The following is a 17,412-nucleotide window of genomic DNA, read 5'->3' as shown; positions in this document are numbered from 1 at the left end:
TTATGTTTTTAATTATTAATGCTACTTTCTATTGTTGTAAACTTAGCGTCTCCCCAAAGCCCTTCTATGTCGTAGAATTCCCTAACCTGTTTCTGAAATACGTGAACTACAACGTTGATGTAGTCCATAAGCACCCATTCAGCATTAGCTTCGCCCTCTACGTGCCAAGGTTTGTCCTGTATCGACTTACTAACTGTTTTTTGGATAGAACCTACGATTGCATTTACATGCGTGTTGGAAGTACCGTTACATACAATAAAATAGTCGCAAACGGTGTTTTCGATGTCCCTAAGGTCGAGTAAATTTATGTGCTGTCCTTTTACTTCTTCTATTCCTTGTAAAATTAATGCAATTAACTCATCTGCACCATTTTTCCTATTCTGCATTCAAAAATTTTATTTTTACAAAGTTATTATATTTTTGTTCTTTTACCCCTAGTTTTTAACAATAGATTATAGATTGGTAAAAGCGCTGGCCTATGAAAATAATCAAACTTGATGCCACGGAATCTACAAACAGTTATTTAAGAGGGCTAATGTCCTTGAAATCACTTGAGGATTTTACCGTAGTTACTGCTTTTGCACAGACAAAGGGAAGGGGCCAAGTGAGTGCATCGTGGGAATCCGAACCCGGTAAAAATTTGACTTTTAGTGTGTTAAGGAGGCATGAAGGTATATCTTTGGACAATCATTTTATGATTAGTATGTGTGTGACCTGTGCAATTTACGATGTGCTGTTGAACCTAGGTTTGCCCCAGCTTCGCATCAAATGGCCTAACGACATTCTGTCAGGAACTTCTAAGATATGTGGCATATTGATAGAAAACAGTATTGCCGGGCAGGAAATTAAAACTTCTATAATCGGAATTGGTTTAAACGTAAATCAGGAATTGTTTCCTAATCAGGTAAAAGCATCTTCGTTAAAGTTGCTTTTGGGTAGGGAAGTAGATTTGGAAGATCTGTTACAGCGTATTCTTCTCTCACTTCAAAGATACTTACATGGTATGGGTTCGGCTACTTGGAGTAGTTTGCTATATCAATATGAAAGTGTTCTTTTTAGAAAAAATAGCCCGGCAACTTTTCAAGAACCAAATGGACCGCTGTTTACCGGTATTATTCAAGGGATAACAAAAGAGGGTAAACTAAGGCTTGCGCTAGAAAATGCCATTTTTAAGGAATATGATTTAAAAGAGATCAAGTTACATTATTAAACTTTCGTCAAGTTTGTAGAAAGTGTGGTCATGAAGTTTGTAATGGGGTTTTTTATCATCATGGCCATCATGGCATTGAATTCGCCCGCGAAACTTAACAGTACTTCGCTCTCGTTTTCGCTGATAGCGGTGATATCCGCAGAGAGTGTAAATGGCAATTTTTCACTTGCAGCGCCCAACACCATTTTGTGGGGTGGTGTTTGTTCTTTTTTCTCCAAAACAATTTCCGGCATCCCTTTTAACGCAAAAAGAAATCTATTTTCGTTAAGTACTTCGAATTTATCAATGTTATCCGGCATCAATTGTTCAAAATTTGCGAGGTCGTTTAAAAATTCAAACGTCTCTTTATCGCTTTTGGATACTACAGTCTTGGGTGTTTCTATAAACATAGTACTAGTGTTGGTTCCATTTTGAAGGTGCAATCCTCCATTCCATTAGTGTTCTAAGTTGATCTTCTTTGATATAGCCCGTTTCGGAGGCTTGTTCTATCAAATAGTCGTAACTGCTAAGGGTGTTAAGTTTTAGGTCTTTCTCAATGAAATTGGTTGTCGCAGTCTCAAATCCGTAGGTAAAAATAGCCAGCATTCCCTTGACGTTTACGCCTTCGTTCCTTAGAGCGTCTACCGCATTAAGACTACTTTTGCCGGTGCTTATCAAATCTTCTATGACCACCGCGGTCTGGTTTTTTTCCAAATGGCCTTCTACCTGGTTTTTTCTGCCATGCGATTTGGGCTCCGGTCTTACGTAAATGAACGGTAAACCTAGCACATCTGCTACCAATGCGCCAATACCGATAGCCCCTGTGGCAACCCCGGCAATAACATCTGGTTTGCCGTAAAGTGTCTCTACCTGCTTTGCCATTTCATCCCTTACATAGTTTCGTATGGGCGGGTAGGACAATAGAATTCTATTGTCGCAATAAATGGGAGATTTCCAACCGGAGGCCCATGTAAAAGGATTTTCCGGTTTCAATTTTATTGCATTAATTTGCAATAGAAGCTCTGCTGTTTTTTTTGCGGTATTCTTATCTAAAACCATAACGCAAATGTATAAAGTTTTTGTTAATGAACTGCCTTTGATTTTAACAAATAAACTATCGGAAACTGCCAACGGCGAGTATTTTCCGTTGAACAAGGAGGCCATACATGGAGCAATAAAGGCCTTGAAAAAGAAAAAGCTGACAGAGGCTTACATTTATCATCCAAATCACGAGGAGATTTTAAAGAAATTTACCAAAGAAATTCCGTTGATCGTAGCAGCGGGCGGCGTGGTAACAAATGATGCAGGAAAAGTGTTGTTTATCTATAGAAACGACAAGTGGGATTTGCCTAAAGGAAAGTTGGACAAAGGTGAATCCATAGAGGACTGTGCCATGCGCGAGGTCATGGAAGAAACCGGAGTAAGCGGATTACGTATAGAAAATTTTTTAAAAACAACCTATCACGTTTTTAATTATAACGGCATACCTACATTAAAACAGGTACATTGGTACGCAATGAAAACCGAATTTGAAGGCAAACTAAAGCCCGAAAAAAAGGAAGGTATAGTAAAGGTAAGGTGGAAAGGTCCCGAGAAAATAAGAATTGCGCTTCAGAATTCCTATGCCAATATCAAAATCTTATTTGAAGGGGATTAGTCTTTTAATGCTATTTTGGCAGTCGATATATCGGGTATTTCATGTGTGCCTCTTCATAGTGTTTAGAGCGTTTGAACAGCCAGCTTAGTTGTGCGTACCAATTATCCGAAAAATGCTTTTCTGTTTGTTTTTTTAGTTCGAATTCCTTTTTAAGAACCGAATCGTTTTCTAGCATTAGCAATGCGGTATCTTCAAATACATAGGGAGAAAAACCCTCCTTTTGTTGTAAAATAGTGTCAAAGAAATTCCAGTTAAAAAAGGAATCAACTGCAGCAGGCTCAAGGGTTTCCAATACATATCTGATACCAGCTTGGTCTGTATGGACCAAGAGGTCTCCCGAGAACACTTTTTGTTGGCTCAATGCAGTCTTTACTTGGGTATTGTAATGCAAATAATGTCCTTCATAAGGATTGTCAACGGTTTTATAGTCAGCTATTTTATAGATTTCTACGTCAATTATCGTATCCTTTTTAAAGGAAGTGAACTCTATTTTGTTACGTTGGAGCAGGTCTATGACATTTACCCATTGTTTTCCAATGATATATGCCTTAGGTATCTTAATCGAATCCGAGGCGATGAAATGATCTTGATAAACCACTTTTTTGGTGAAGGGTGCCTTGCGATTATATTTGAGCCTGTTAAAACCGGTAATTTTACTTATAACGGTATCCGCTTTATATCCTTTAAAATTAAGCTGGGAGGTTTTGCTCGTGTCTACTTGCCAAGCTATGGGATAATATGTGCTTTTAAATTGTTCCGTTAGTGCATTTTTTCTAATTTCTGTAATACGTTTTCCTTCTTTTTCGGCAATACCTATCATCTTTTTCATGAGTAAATAGGTTCCGTTAACGCGTTCTTTGTATGGTTTTAGCATGTGGGTCTCTACCATCATACCTAGGGTATTCCAAAGGGTGGTGTACCCAGTGGAGTACCTAGGATGATCCATAAACTGTTGGAAACCTGTTTCCGGTGTTCTGTTGAAAACATTTACATAAGGCGTTATATCCCAGTTTGCATCGGAAAGTGAGTCCTGTAATGCCGGCATAAGTATTTTGTGAAGGTAGCTGCCGGTTTCACCGGCTAACTTATTGTGTTGGGTAAACAAGTGGGTTAGCGTGTATTGATAATCCGCCCCATTGCTTACATGGTTGTCTATAAATATATCCGGCTTCACCAAATGGTAGATTTCCGCAAAGGTCTTGGCGTTCTTGGTGTCGCTTTTAATAAAATCCCTGTTTAGATCATAGTTTCGTGCGTTCCCCCTAAAACCATAGGATTCTGGACCGTTTTGATTCGCTCGTGTGTTTGAGTTCCTGTTTAGGGATCCTCCAATATTATAAATGGGTATGGTTACTAGAACGGTATTTACAGGGGTGTCTATTTTTTCGTTTGCCAAGTCCCTGAAAAGTAACATGGTAGCATCAATACCATCACTCTCCCCCGGGTGAATACCATTGTTTATAAGAATTACGGTCTTTTCTTCATGAATATGTTTATAGTTGAAATCCCCGTCTGGATTATAGGTTACAATGTGCAATGGGTTGCCACTATCGGTGTTTCCAATGGTCTGGATATTTATCTCTGGAAATCCCTTTGCCAGTTTTATGTAGAATTCGATCGTTTGCTGGTACGTTGCGGTTTCCTTGCCCTTTGATGTTTCAAAAGGTGTCCTAAGGTCTGTACTATTGGATGTTGTCCTTTTTTCACAGGAGAGAAAAAAGATGGTAGTACATACTATAAATAGTCGAAAGGATACTGTTTTCATGCTCGCCTGTTAAATGTATATCGAGCGTAAAAATAGCTAAAAACCGGAACAAGATATGTATACTAGGCTACTCTGGTAATTTCAACCATCTCCAGTTTTTTTATGGGTTTATTGTTGAAGGTGATGGTATGTTTCGTTTTACTCTTAAAAAAATTCCACTGTTCAATGTCGTAGGGGTCTATGGAAGACGTAACTATATTTACTTTTACGTTTTTTGTGATCGGCAATTTGATGAATTCCTCTAAGAACTGCCATCCGTCCATAATAGGCATATTGATATCCAAAAAAATAATTTCCGGGAGTGGCTTGCTCATGGCTATTCTTTCTTTGATGCTTTCCAAAGCTAGCTTTCCATTAATGTGCGACTCTACTATATTGCATTCTACCGTTGCATTAAGCATTTTCCTAATACCGAATACCGTTATGGGGTCATCATCCACTATACTGATGAAATTTACTTTTCTCATTTAAAAAATACCTTGAATTTGGTTCCTTCGCCAAGCTCGCTTTCTACTTCGATCTTACCGTGCATGGCCTCTACTTGGTTTTTAGTGATGTACAATCCTATACCTCTTGAATCTTTGTTGGTATGAAAGGTCTTATACATGCCAAACAGTTTACTTCCATATTTTTCTAAATCTATTCCTATTCCGTTGTCACTGATACTCAGTACCGTGTAGTCCTTAATTACCTCTGTGCTAAACTCAAGTTGGGGTTCCCTGTCCGGATGTTTGTACTTTACGCCGTTGGTTATAAAATTCATTAAGATACTATCCAAGTAGGCAGGCACAATTCTAATATCAATATTTTGGGAAACCTTGTTAATGATCTTCAATTTGTTATTTTGGATTATTTCGGACAGGTTTTGCTGGATCTCGGAGATTTTAGTATGTAGGTTAACTTTCTCCTTTTTAGCCTGTGTGTTGGTGCTTAACGTTACCACCTCATTTAGGTTTTCTAATGTTTCCAATAAATTATCGGATGCCTGGGTGAGCATGTTCACTATTTTCACTTTTTCTTCCTCATCTTTTTCATGTACCAAAAAATCCAGTAACATAGAAAAGTTAGCGCTGTGGGATCTTAAATTGTGCGAAACGATATGTGCAAAATTGATGAGCTTTTTGTTCTGTAAGGACGTTACGTTGATAAGATTCCTTAATTCTTGTTCTTTTTGTTTGAGGTCGCTAATATCCAGACTAATACCTACAATGCCAGTTGCATGGCCATCTTCATCTAAAAGAGGGATTTTTGAACTTAAAAAAACGGTTTCCGAACCATCTTTTTTTACACTGATACTCTCTTTGCCAAGTATCGGTTTTAAAGTCTCCAATATCTGTAAATCCTCGTCTCTAGATAATTTTGCAGTTTCAAAAGGGTACACGTCGAAATCTGTTTTCCCTATAAGCTCATTAGCGTTGGCAACGCCCAAGTAATCACATTCGGACTTGTTTACCAGTATTTTTTTCGAATCCCTGTCCTTTATAAAAACATTTAAAGGTAAATGGTCTATCAATGTTTTAAGGAGTTTTGCGTTATCCTTTGTTTTTATTTCCGCTACAACCTCTTCATTAATGTCCTGGAAGGTTCCCATGATCCTAGCTATTTTCCCTTTTTCGAATATGGGTTTCCCAGCGGCCAACACCCACTTTTCGTTTCCTTTGGCAGTGACGATCTGTAATTTTAAACTCCACGGTCTGCCTTTGTCCGTAGCTTCAAAAACGGCCATGGAAATAGCATTTCTGCTGTGACCTTTCTTATAAAAATCTATAGCTTTGTCTATATCCGGTACATAGTCCAAAGCTACTTCGTGTATTGTTTTTGTCATTGCACACCAATACACTGTTTTTTTTTGTAGGTCGTATTCCCAAATACCGATCTTGGAAAGTTCGGATTGTTGTTTTAACAGAATGTTGGCTTTGTCTAAAGCAACATCACTTTCAATGGCTAAACTAATGTCATTTATTTGAATAATTGCACCTATGATATTCTCATCGGAGTCGTACCAACTTGCGTTGGACCATTCGTAAAATTTCTCCTTACCTTCCGCATCCGTAAAGCTTTGAACACCCATTGGGCTAGATTTTCCAGTTAGGCATTCTTTTAGAACGGTCTCCCACTTGGAGTCTAGTTCTGGGAAAATAGTAAATAGACTTTGTCCAACGAAATTCACCTTTTCGTCACAGAATAAGGAAATTAGTTTATCGGATGCATAAACTACCCTTAACTTCATATCTACGAAAAGCGTAGCCGTTGGCAATTGTTTTACCAAAAATGAAGTGGAAATAGTTTGAAAGTCCTTCAACATAATGTCGTATTTTCTTACAAGGTTGTAAGGATTGTTCAATATTATAAATTTTTGTTGTGAACTATCTATTACTTGTTGTGATTATTGGGAAAGTAGACTTTTTTTAACAAAAAGGGTATGTTTTGGTTTATTGAACTATGTCCATTTTTTTACGCTTTTTCTCATCTAGAATTTCACGTTTAGTGGTTTAGATCATCCTGAAATCAACTATTCGCAAGCGTTATTGGAGTTTTGAAATGGTCGAAATAGTTGGTAGTCGTTATCCACTATGAGTTAGATAGTACTGATTTTTTTAAAAAGCGGAGAATGATTTATCCCAAACACATGTACTGGAAGTGTTTGGTATAACTGAAGAATTAAGGAGTTTTAAGATAGAATTTTCTTACTTTTATTAAAAAATAAAGCATGTCATATTTGTAGGAATAATTGTATGCTTTGAAGTGGTTTAAACTTTTCGCGTTCAAGCGAAAATTAGAAATTTTATGACCATTTGAAGGCTTTTTTGAGTTGCATAGCATAGCTATGGAAAGACAAAAAGACAAAAAATGGGCGAAAAAGAGCAATTTTTTAGCTAACGGAAAAAGTTTAAATGACTTCTTTTATATAAACGGTTTACCGTCTCTACATTGACATGGGATAATTGGGTTTATTTGGACACCCGAACAGAATCCGGCACCAATCCTGTATAATCTCCTCCGTTTCTAATAACATCCCTAACGATGGAAGAACTGATGTATGATTTACCGGAAGAAGTGAGTAAAAAAACAGTTTCTATTTCCGATAATTTACGGTTGGTATGCGCAATGGACTTTTCAAATTCAAAATCTCCGGGATTCCGTAATCCTCTTAGAATATAATCGGCATCCACTTTTTTGCAAAAATCTACGGTTAGTCCTTCATAAGTAAGCACCTTAATTTGTTTTTCTCCTTTAAATGCTTCGCTGATAAAGTGCATTCGTTCCTCTAAAGAGAACATATACTTTTTATCCGCGTTTTTGCCTATCGCAATAATGAGCTCGTCAAACACGGTAATACCACGCATGATTATGTCATAATGTCCTAAGGTTAACGGGTCAAAGGATCCCGGGAAAATTGCACGTCTCATACTGATCGGCTAAAAGGTTAAATATAGGCAAATTTAGTTCAAGGCTTCATTAATGGCATTTTCAAAAAGCGATGGCAGATCTATACCGGCCGCGGCTGCTTGTTGGGGCAATATACTGTTGGTGGTGAGTCCCGGTGTGGTATTCACCTCCAACAAATAGGGTTCGTCCTTTATAAAAATGAACTCACTTCTAGAAAAACCGCTCATCTTTAAAATATCATAGATGGTTTTGGCCCAGTATCTTACATTTTTTTCCTGAGCCTGAGATAGTCTTGCAGGGGTTATTTCTTGGGATTTTCCTTCGTATTTGGCCTCATAATCAAAAAAATCATTTTCGGTCGTAATTTCGGTAATGGGAAGTACGGTAGTTTTACCGTCAAGTTTTAAAACGCCAACCGATACTTCGGTTCCCGTTAAACAGGCTTCTATGATTATTTCATCATCTTCTTTGTACGCTACGTCTATAGCCTGTTGTAAATCCTCTTTTTTATAGACTTTGCTAATACCATAACTACTGCCCGATTTGTTCGCCTTTACAAAACAGGGGAGTTGTACTTTTTCTATAATGGCATCTTCATCAATACTATCGCCTTTGTTCAAATAATAGGATGCGGCAGATTTAATCCCGTAAGGTTTTAGAACACTCAATAAATCCCTTTTGTTAAAGGTAAGCGCAGCCTGATAAAAACCGCAGGATGTTTGCGGTACATTCAATAACTGAAAATAGGCCTGCATTAAACCGTCTTCCCCGGGTGTACCATGGATAGCATTAAATACACAGTCAAAATTTACCTTATCCCCATCGATACGTATCGAAAAATCGGACCTATCTACAGGATGTTCGGTATCGGTGTTGTCTACGTAGACCCATTTTTCCTTAAAAATATGAATTTTGTACAAGTCGAATTTATCCTTGTTCAAAAAGTCGTACACAACCTTGCCGCTTTGTAGGGAGATTTCATATTCATTGGAATAGCCTCCCATGATAATAGCTATCTTTTTCTTCATGTTAAAAACTAAAGGGATGATCGTTTACACAAAGATGTACTATTCCTGAGAAAGAAAAAAGGGGAGTCCAATCAAAAATGAGATACCCAGCTTATGGGCGGCCAGGAAGAAATACAAAGGAATCCGTTTTGTACACGCGCATTTATTATCTTTGGAGGATTATTTAGCCACATGAGAAATTTTTTCAATTTTTTAAGAAGTAAATCATTTTTGATTCAGTTGGGACTGGCCCTAGTGTTGACCGTTGTTTTGGTTTTTGTAACCTTATCTTGGTTAAAGAGTACTACCAATCATGGCGAGTTTGTAGAAGTTCCCGATTTTGCAAAGCTTTCCGTTATGGAAATGCGTAAATCTGTTGAGGATGCAGGGTTGAGGTACGAGGTGTTGGATTCTGCCAATTTTAATCCCGATTACCCTAGATTCTCCATCATAGACCAGGATCCTCTGGCGGGAACCAAGGTAAAAACGAACCGTAAGATTTATTTTACGGTCAATCCCTCCGGATATAAAAAGGTGACCTTACCCAATATTAAACAGGTGACCAAAAGAAACGCCACTTCCATGTTAAAAGCAGTAGGCCTGGATGTACAACGAGTAACCTATATCGACGAATTGGGCAAGGACATGGTCTATGAAATAAAGTACAAGGGAAAATATGTAAAACCCGGCGATAAGCTGCCCAAGACTTCTAAAGTAGAACTTATCTGCGGCAACGGTTCCATTACCAGTAGAGCGATTATTAAGGCAGATTCCGAATAAGTATGCAAATTACAACAGATCAGGAACCAGAGGATAATGAGCTTTTTGAACATCACCGCGTAGTAGCTTCAAAAGGCCAAGAACCGCTTAGGGTAGATAAGTTTTTGATGAACTTTATAGAGAACGCTACACGAAATAAGATACAACAAGCGGCGAAAGATGGTCATGTGTGGGTAAATGGGTCAATTGTAAAATCGAACTACAAAGTAAAGGCGGGTGACGAAATCCGAGTCATGTTCGAGCATCCACCACATGAGTTTTTGTTGGTTCCAGAGGATATTCCCTTAGATATTGTTTATGAGGACGAGGTGTTGTTGGTAGTGAACAAACCGGCAGGTATGGTAGTACATCCGGGTCATGGAAATTATTCCGGAACACTCATAAATGCCCTAATTTACCATATAGATAACTTACCGGCCAACAGCAATGAGCGTCCGGGACTGGTGCACAGAATAGATAAGGATACGTCCGGACTCTTGGTTATTGCCAAGACCGAGGCCGCGATGACCCATCTATCAAAACAGTTTTTCGACAAAACTTCGGAACGCGAGTATGTAGCCCTCGTTTGGGGAAATATTGAAGCGGACGAAGGTACCATAACCGGGCATGTGGGACGGCACCCCAAGAACCGACTTCAAATGCATGTTTTTCCGGAAGGAGAAGAAGGAAAGGAAGCCGTTACCCACTTTAAGGTATTGGAACGATTGGGGTATATTACCCTAATTTCTTGTCAGTTGGAAACCGGAAGGACCCACCAGATACGCGTGCACATGAAACATATTGGGCATACCCTGTTCAATGATGAGCGTTATGGTGGGGAGCGTATTTTAAAGGGGACTACCTTTACCAAATACAAGCAGTTCGTTGAAAATGCTTTTAAGGTCTTGCCAAGACAGGCCCTGCATGCAAAAACCTTGGGATTTGTACATCCGGTAACGGGCAAAGCCATGCGATTTGATTCTGAAATTCCGGAGGATATGCAGCAATGCATAGAAAAGTGGCGCAATTATAGTCAAAATAGTACTGGAATATAGTTTTGCGCAATAGTGGTATCAAAACTCTTTTCCCACAGGTGTAGGTATTGTCTCCGTTCCTTTTTATTTTTATCCATCAAAAAAACATCGCTATGTAAGAAGCGCGCCTTTGTAGCGTCTAACAGCCAAAAGATAAATTTTAAGACCCAAAAGAAGAATAGTACCAATTTAGGTTTTGAATGTCGTATTGAAAATTTGAATTAGTTTTTCTCAGTTTAGGAATGAAATTTAAGCATAGCATTAGCTATGGTTCTATTTTATGACGACAATTGAGTAAAAAAGAAACTTGTTTTATGCGACATCTAGAATTTAAATTGGTATAAATAAAGCATCTGGGAATTCATTACTAAGAGATTTAAATAATAAGCTTATGAAGATTGTAATATCGCCTGCGAAGTCATTGGATTATAAAACCCAGGTGCCCACATCAAAATATACTGAACCTGTATTCTTGGAATCCGCCAAGAAACTTAATAAAGTGCTAGCTAAGAAAAAACCAAAGGAGTTGTCCGCTCTGATGTCCATTTCCGATAATTTGGCGCAGCTTAATTGGGAACGCAACCAAGATTTTAGCCTACCGTTTACACCGGATAATGCCAGACCTGCCGTTTATGCATTTAATGGAGATGTATATCAGGGATTGGATGCTTACACGATACCGGAGGATAAATTGGATACACTCCAAAATAGCCTACGTATCCTTTCTGGATTATATGGTGTTTTGCGCCCTTTGGACCTTATGCAACCCTACCGCTTGGAAATGGGAACATCCTTGCCTGTAGCAAAAAGCAAAAACCTATACGAGTATTGGAAGAAACGTATTACGGATCATTTAAATTCCGAATTAGAGGAAAACGAGTTGTTCGTAAACTTGGCCAGTAACGAGTATTTTGGTGCGGTAGATACCAAAGCTTTAAAAGTACCCGTAATAGCTCCTGTTTTTAAAGACTGGAAAAACGATAAATTAAAGATAATTAGCTTCTTCGCCAAAAAAGCACGAGGTTCCATGGTACGCTATATCATAGATTCCAATGCCCGGACCTTGGATGATATCAGGGGTTTTAATCTAGATGAGTATCAATACAGCAAGGAGCATACCCTAAAAGAAAACGAGCCGGTATTTATTCGGTAAAATATTCTATTGCTAATACCGTTCTACATGTAATACGAACGGTAATACAAAATAGGTATGAAAAAGTATTTTATCCTGGCATTTTTTGCAGTAGGTGTTCTGGCAGCTTGTACAGACAGGGATGATGATGTAACTACCGTAAACATACGGATACAAAACAGTACGGACTCTTTTTTTCAAGAAGTACGGATTGCAGGTAAAGACACTGTCTATGAAAATATTGCAGCAGGTGAATTCTCCGAATATTTAGAATACAACCAAGCTTTTCCTGATATGTCCTTAACCGTGGTGGCAGATTCTACCACCTTCGAATACGGGTCCATGACGCAATTGGAAGACGCTCTGCCTATTGGTTTTTATACCTATGAGCTGACTTTGCAGAACAACGACCAATTAGACCTAAATTTTAAGATAGACTAACTATTGATCATTTCTTTTTACCCACTTTTATTTTTTCCTCCACGGTAGGACGCTTTTTAATCTTCCTTGGCCTCCTGGCTCCGTAGCTATTGTTGGCTATTTTTCCTTTTTTGGATTTTTTGTCTCCCTTGCCCATTTTTAATTTTTTATGCTCAACAACCTATTTATCGTTTCGCTGTTTCTGTATATCCCTTTAAAGTTAGTAAATTCGATATTGAATGTAGCGCTGCCTATAGTTAATCGTTACTTAAACCTATTATCCTTTGTTTCTTCATACCCACCCATACGAACCTTATTTGTTCAAAGGGGTTACCAAACTTATCGTTGGAACCCTGCCGCCTCCTAGATTTACACAAGGGGAATTAAAACAGGGCGACGTGAACTTCTCTTATGGAAGTAGGGACGGACAGCTCTGGCCTATTTTGGACCGAATATTCAACTTGAATTTGAAGTATGAGACCACAACGGAAGCCATTGTACAACGGCAGAATTTTCTAAAAGATAGAAATATTGGTATTTGTGATATTGTAGCATCTGCCCAACGGGAGAAAATAGATGCTTCCGATTTGGGAATGGCCCATATACAACTTAGGAACCTGTTGGGCTATCTAGAACGGTACACCAAGGTAGAAACGTTATTGTTTACAGGCGGAAACAGTAAAAATGGACCTGAATATTTTTTTAGAAAACATCTCAAAGCGTATCAAGTTCGTTTGCAAGTGGTTTCCAATACTGTGCCACGAATTCACTCCTTTGTGCACCCTAAAACGGCTCTTAAAATTAAAACGGTTTCGTTGACTGCGCCATCCGGTGCTGCAAACCGCGCAGTTGGAAGTTTAGAAGCCTATAAACGAATGAAAGCTGAAAACCCCGAATTAAATACCATTGATTTTAGGATAATGCAGTATCGGGAGTTTTTCTGAAAAAGTGGGGTTTCATATAACTTTAAAATGTTTTCATTGACGTAGCCACATAGTTAATAGATGTTAAGCCCTAGGTTTATTGGATTTTAGTAATTTATTAAGCTTGCTTTACCATCATACCTGTTAAACTCCGGCTTAAGGTTATATCGTGTATGCATAGTTTTTTGCTCCCCTCTTTAGAAAAGAGGGGCGGCAGCTTTGCTGACGGGGAGATATGACCGCAAAATTGCCCACGTATGGGGCGTTATCGCATAATCCGGGGAAGTTTGGTGCCTTCTTTCAGCTTGGCGTCGGTAACGGCATGCGTGTCAAGAGCCAGGCTGGCACGGGCAAGTCTGCGGGTCAAACCCTCCGTCCACCTTTGGCGGACACCTGTGCCTTCCTCTCACTCATACTTCGTTCGTCGGAGGCAGGGATCTCAAGAGAGGAGCCTTTAACGGTCCTTCCCATGAAAACATGGAACGGACCCGAGCTTAGAAATCGGGCAACCAAATGATATTGGGCTTGGCCCATTCTTAATAAAGAGTATTGATTAAGTGCCTAAGTCAATAAACATTTAAGCCACTTTAGATATTAGTTAAATGATTAACAGGCTATTTTGTAATTTGAAGTAAATAACTGAATAACTAGGTAAAATAATAACCATTTGCAATTTCATTGCTTCAATAAAACCTTTGAATTTTAAATCCATAGCGGTCTAGTTCAATGGTAATTGATGGTTTGAAAAAGATACGTAAGACCCTTTTTTACCATAAACAAAGCCTTAAAATTGACTTCTCATATTATCGATATAAAAAAGCCTTGTAAAAGTGCTTGTAGGTAATGAACTAAGAATGGGGTCCCAGAATACCTTTGGCCGTTGTCCGTGAGTTTTTTTGCCTTATCACTTTGACACCATTGACACCGTAACCCATAAGCTTGGGTCAGCGCACTATACTTTTCATACCAGTTCTCTTTTGAAATTCAGCCATAGAAATTGAATTGTTTTTTTGGCCTGCGAAAAAGAAAAATCAGGCATTGCCTAGCCATGGCTTATTTTTAATTGGGAAATGCTATTACTCGGCAGTCCATATTTACTATGCTGCGACGCTTAGGGCAAAATCAATACTGATTTTTAGGCCCAGTAGCCTTTTCCGGAGATCATCTTCTAATGGTACGCCGTGTTATGCGCCAGGGCATCACCACAGGTGCTACAATTGCCAGCGGTGCCAGAACCTCCGGCACATCCTTTGCTACAGCTGTAATGCCATATTCCAGCGGCATTTTGAGCAGGTGCGGCGGCAAGTGGGGGAGAAGCCATCGGTGCATTGTTGGGATTGGTATGGTACCCTTGGTTGTGAGCTAACAGCGCTCCACAAGTGGCACAATTAATCGGTGATCCAGCGCCTCCGGCACAACCTTGAGCGCAGGTGTAATGCCATACTCCCATTGCATTTTGAGCTGGTTCCGGAGTAGCTATGTTTTGAGTTGGATTACTTGGTGGTGTAAATGGTTCTGCAACGTTCGCCGGTGGTGACGTTTCTTGTTTTGGTGCTTTTGCCGCATCCTTGCAGGAAGTTAAAGAAACGACCGCACTAAAAATTAATACGGCAAGTAGCTTAAAATATTTCATAATTGTACTTTTAATTGAATATAATGTAAAGTTAAGATAATTTAGAGCTTTAGGAGCTTTGATCTATGATTCTGTTTCTAAATTGAATTCGTATAATGCCAACGTAAAATTCAGTTTTCTATTGCTCGGGAATCAACCCATGGGTTTGCTGATCGTTTATTTGATTTGAGAAAATGAACCAACTATTGCTTTATTGATTTCCCTTTGTACTATTGAAATTGAACTTCGTATGTGTGCTGCATATATCGTATCGGTTTTAAATTCCCCTGTCATATTTTTTAGAAGGAAAGTTGTGTTAGGAAATTAGCGTGCTAAGAATTGTGGTTGGAGCGTAGTTAATTGGTGTATTTTTTCAAAATACATAAAAACTTAAAGTTGATTTTTGTTGGTACAAGGTTGCGTAGGGAATAGTATCGCATTATTTTTTGCGTGCGTTATATTTATCCAATATGCTAAGCGTTTTCTCTACAGGTAAGGCTTTCATTGTCCTACCCTTTTGACCTTCCATATCCGTTGCCATAAAAAGAGAATTGTAAATAGCTTCTTCGGAGGCTTCGACAACGGCTAAAAAAAGAGGGGACATTTCGTCATTGGGTACGGTCTTAATGGTTCTTACGGTCTCGGTTGAACTATAAGGAACCCGTACCGAAGGATGTGTGCTGAACGCTATACTATAGTCTCCGCTACCGTTTGATGAAAAGGAACCCACTTTGCCAAAAGCTAAAAAAGACCTTGTTGCCAAACGTTTTAGATTTCTGGCAGATAGGGGGGCATCCGTGGCAATAATAATCATGCATGATCCATCCACCACATAGGGCACATCTTCCGCCATGTAAAAATTGTTCAGTTCCTCTCCCACCGGTGCACCGTTAATGGTAAGGATGCCCCCGAAATTGGTCTGCACCAGGACACCGACCGTGTAACCGCCTTTTTCTTTTGGTAGTTTACGGGAAGCGGTTCCGATACCTCCCTTAAAACCTAAGCATCTGGTTCCTGTTCCGGCACCTACATTTCCCTCTTCTACCGCGCCTGTGCTCGCTGATGTTATCGCTTCCATAACATCGGAACTTTTAACATGGCGCCCTCTTATATCATTAAGCCATCCATCATTGGTTTCGCCCACTACAGGGTTCACGGATCTTATTTTCGTGTTTTCCGGAACCGAAAGGGTGTAGTCTATCAAAGCATTTGCTACTAAAAATGAGTTCAGGGTATTGGTTAGGGCAATGGGTGTTTCGATATTACCAAGCTCCTCGATCTGTGTTGTACCTATCGCCTTGCCAAACCCGTTGCCCACAAAAATTGCGGCAGGTACCTTTTCTTGAAAAATATTTCCCTGATGCGGCAGAATCACCGTGACTCCCGTGCGTATCGAATCCCCGATAACCAAGTTTTTTTGGCCTACGGACACCCCCGCCACGTCTGTAATGGTATTTAAAGGGCCCGGTGTTAAAATGCCCGGTGCTATTCCGTGTTCTCTAGCTCTTAGCTTTTCTTGGGCAGTAGAGGATAGCGGTAGTTGTAATAACAGAAAAAAGAGTAGTAGCGGTTTGGTCATATCGGTGAAATGGGTTTTAATTTTTCCGGATTTGAAAATCGGATCAATGCCCGTGCCAAAACAGTGGTCGGGTCTATGAGCAAGATATTGTCCAGTTTTTTTTCTGTGATAGCCAGTGGTATTTCGGTACAGCCAAGGATGATCGCCTGGGCACCTCGTTCCTTTAAAAAAGAAATTCCCTTCATTAAATTTTCCCTGGCTTGTGGGGCGATCGGATTGGATTCACTTTTAATTCCATAGCTTGGATGATATATTGCCGGATGAATTAACTCTTCCTGTATCGCTAAAGATGGCGTAACCGCTTCAAATCCTTTGGATTGTAGGGCGTTTGTATAGAGTCCGGTTTTATAGGTGCCCGTAGTAGAAAGCACACCAACTCTAGTAATATTTGGATGATTGGCAGCTATATAACTAAGGGTCTCATCGATCATGTGTAATACGGTAATAGTTGCAGTATTTTTTTTTAATTCAAGATTGATACGGTTAAAAATTTCATAGGAGTGCGCTGTATTGCAAGGAATCCCGGCAATTGTAGCACCTGAATCCTGTAGTTTAAGAAGCACTTTTGCAATAGCTGTTCCTGGATTCTCCTTTACCTCGCCCAGTACATATTCAGTCCTGTCCTTAATGCCGGAAGACATGGATAACAGTACAACATCTAAGTGCTCTTGATCACTGTTGGCCAAGGTATGATCAAATACTTTTTTTAGTAAATCTATTCCTGAATATGGCCCTACACCGCCAACTATACCGATCATCTTTATCCTCCTTAATATGTTTTATAAGTCCTTGTACAATATTACGTTGTTCAATATCCCGATGGATGATTTCACCCGCAGATTAGAGAATGGGTTAAAGTTAATGATTTCATTTAGGAAACCTATCTATGATGGTTTAGCGCTTTTGCACCTTTTTTGAACGTAATGTAGAAGTTTAAATTGACCA

The 17,412-nt window shown here is 39.2% G+C and carries 19 protein-coding genes; 7 read left to right on the top strand and 12 right to left on the bottom strand.

Annotated elements, in window-relative coordinates; all coding sequences use genetic code 11:
* Positions 1-8: 8 nt before the first annotated feature.
* The gene (gene rsfS, locus ACFQZJ_RS11765; RefSeq protein ID WP_379934753.1) at positions 9-386 is read right to left on the bottom strand and encodes a ribosome silencing factor; all 378 of its coding nucleotides are present in this window, start codon (positions 384-386) and stop codon (positions 9-11) included.
* Between the two features lie 92 nt (positions 387-478).
* On the opposite strand from rsfS, the gene ACFQZJ_RS11760 reads away from it, so the two are divergent.
* Entirely contained in the window at positions 479-1,210 is a 732-nt protein-coding gene (locus ACFQZJ_RS11760; protein WP_379934751.1) for a biotin--[acetyl-CoA-carboxylase] ligase, read from the top strand.
* Here ACFQZJ_RS11760 and ACFQZJ_RS11755 read toward each other — a convergent pair.
* Positions 1,207-1,599, bottom strand: coding sequence for an SRPBCC family protein (locus ACFQZJ_RS11755; protein WP_379934749.1), 393 nt, complete (start codon positions 1,597-1,599; stop codon positions 1,207-1,209). The genes ACFQZJ_RS11760 and ACFQZJ_RS11755 overlap by 4 nt on opposite strands.
* A gap of 4 nt (positions 1,600-1,603) precedes the next feature.
* On the bottom strand, positions 1,604-2,248 hold the full coding sequence (gene pyrE, locus ACFQZJ_RS11750; protein ID WP_379934747.1) for an orotate phosphoribosyltransferase: 645 nt from the start codon (positions 2,246-2,248) through the stop codon (positions 1,604-1,606).
* A 7-nt stretch (positions 2,249-2,255) separates the two neighbouring features.
* On the opposite strand from pyrE, the gene ACFQZJ_RS11745 reads away from it, so the two are divergent.
* Positions 2,256-2,846, top strand: a complete 591-nt coding sequence (locus tag ACFQZJ_RS11745) for an NUDIX hydrolase (RefSeq protein ID WP_379934745.1) — start codon at positions 2,256-2,258, stop codon at positions 2,844-2,846.
* Positions 2,847-2,856: 10 nt separating this feature from the next.
* Here ACFQZJ_RS11745 and ACFQZJ_RS11740 read toward each other — a convergent pair whose 3' ends face one another.
* From ACFQZJ_RS11740 to ACFQZJ_RS11720, 5 genes are all read right to left on the bottom strand, one after another.
* Complete coding sequence (locus tag ACFQZJ_RS11740; RefSeq protein ID WP_379934743.1) at positions 2,857-4,611, bottom strand: M14 family metallopeptidase; 1,755 nt, start codon at positions 4,609-4,611, stop codon at positions 2,857-2,859.
* A 62-nt stretch (positions 4,612-4,673) separates the two neighbouring features.
* Positions 4,674-5,078, bottom strand: coding sequence for a response regulator (locus ACFQZJ_RS11735; RefSeq protein WP_379934741.1), 405 nt, complete (start codon positions 5,076-5,078; stop codon positions 4,674-4,676).
* Complete coding sequence (locus ACFQZJ_RS11730; protein WP_379934739.1) at positions 5,075-6,955, bottom strand: PAS domain-containing sensor histidine kinase; 1,881 nt, start codon at positions 6,953-6,955, stop codon at positions 5,075-5,077. The genes ACFQZJ_RS11735 and ACFQZJ_RS11730 overlap by 4 nt, the downstream gene beginning before the upstream one ends.
* Positions 6,956-7,562: 607 nt before the next feature.
* Positions 7,563-8,021: a pantetheine-phosphate adenylyltransferase gene (gene coaD / locus ACFQZJ_RS11725; protein ID WP_379934737.1), complete on the bottom strand. Its 459-nt coding sequence runs from the start codon at positions 8,019-8,021 to the stop codon at positions 7,563-7,565.
* Between the two features lie 33 nt (positions 8,022-8,054).
* Complete coding sequence (locus tag ACFQZJ_RS11720) at positions 8,055-9,029, bottom strand: D-alanine--D-alanine ligase (RefSeq protein WP_379934735.1); 975 nt, start codon at positions 9,027-9,029, stop codon at positions 8,055-8,057.
* 171 nt (positions 9,030-9,200) lie between these two features.
* On the opposite strand from ACFQZJ_RS11720, the gene ACFQZJ_RS11715 reads away from it, so the two are divergent.
* The 4 genes from ACFQZJ_RS11715 to ACFQZJ_RS11700 all read left to right on the top strand — a co-directional run bounded on the left by ACFQZJ_RS11715 (position 9,201) and on the right by ACFQZJ_RS11700 (position 12,374).
* Positions 9,201-9,788: a PASTA domain-containing protein gene (locus ACFQZJ_RS11715; RefSeq protein WP_379934733.1), complete on the top strand. Its 588-nt coding sequence runs from the start codon at positions 9,201-9,203 to the stop codon at positions 9,786-9,788.
* Between the two features lie 2 nt (positions 9,789-9,790).
* The gene (locus ACFQZJ_RS11710) at positions 9,791-10,822 is read left to right on the top strand and encodes an RluA family pseudouridine synthase (RefSeq protein ID WP_379934731.1); all 1,032 of its coding nucleotides are present in this window, start codon (positions 9,791-9,793) and stop codon (positions 10,820-10,822) included.
* 370 nt (positions 10,823-11,192) lie between these two features.
* On the top strand, positions 11,193-11,954 hold the full coding sequence (gene yaaA / locus ACFQZJ_RS11705) for a peroxide stress protein YaaA (protein WP_379934729.1): 762 nt from the start codon (positions 11,193-11,195) through the stop codon (positions 11,952-11,954).
* A gap of 57 nt (positions 11,955-12,011) precedes the next feature.
* The gene (locus ACFQZJ_RS11700) at positions 12,012-12,374 is read left to right on the top strand and encodes a hypothetical protein (RefSeq protein ID WP_379934727.1); all 363 of its coding nucleotides are present in this window, start codon (positions 12,012-12,014) and stop codon (positions 12,372-12,374) included.
* 7 nt (positions 12,375-12,381) lie between these two features.
* On the opposite strand, the gene ACFQZJ_RS11695 is transcribed toward ACFQZJ_RS11700, so the two are convergent.
* Entirely contained in the window at positions 12,382-12,510 is a 129-nt protein-coding gene (locus tag ACFQZJ_RS11695) for a 30S ribosomal protein THX (RefSeq protein WP_379934725.1), read from the bottom strand.
* Positions 12,511-12,637: 127 nt separating this feature from the next.
* On the opposite strand from ACFQZJ_RS11695, the gene ACFQZJ_RS11690 reads away from it, so the two are divergent.
* Complete coding sequence (locus ACFQZJ_RS11690) at positions 12,638-13,297, top strand: uracil-DNA glycosylase family protein (RefSeq protein WP_379934723.1); 660 nt, start codon at positions 12,638-12,640, stop codon at positions 13,295-13,297.
* Positions 13,298-14,444: 1,147 nt separating this feature from the next.
* Here ACFQZJ_RS11690 and ACFQZJ_RS11685 read toward each other — a convergent pair.
* The 3 genes from ACFQZJ_RS11685 to ACFQZJ_RS11675 form a co-directional block, all read right to left on the bottom strand.
* A complete protein-coding gene (locus tag ACFQZJ_RS11685) occupies positions 14,445-14,909 on the bottom strand; it encodes a hypothetical protein (protein ID WP_379934721.1) in 465 nt (154 codons plus the stop codon).
* 418 nt (positions 14,910-15,327) lie between these two features.
* A complete protein-coding gene (locus ACFQZJ_RS11680; RefSeq protein ID WP_379934719.1) occupies positions 15,328-16,467 on the bottom strand; it encodes a DmpA family aminopeptidase in 1,140 nt (379 codons plus the stop codon).
* A complete protein-coding gene (locus ACFQZJ_RS11675; RefSeq protein ID WP_379934717.1) occupies positions 16,464-17,225 on the bottom strand; it encodes an aspartate/glutamate racemase family protein in 762 nt (253 codons plus the stop codon). The genes ACFQZJ_RS11680 and ACFQZJ_RS11675 overlap by 4 nt, the downstream gene beginning before the upstream one ends.
* Positions 17,226-17,412 lie beyond the last annotated feature (187 nt).

It is taken from the genome of Maribacter chungangensis, assembly GCF_042676845.1.
GTDB classification, from domain to species: domain Bacteria; phylum Bacteroidota; class Bacteroidia; order Flavobacteriales; family Flavobacteriaceae; genus Maribacter; species Maribacter chungangensis.
The sequence above is the reverse complement of the archived record's forward strand: the minus strand, read 5'-3'. Positions and strand labels throughout refer to the sequence as shown.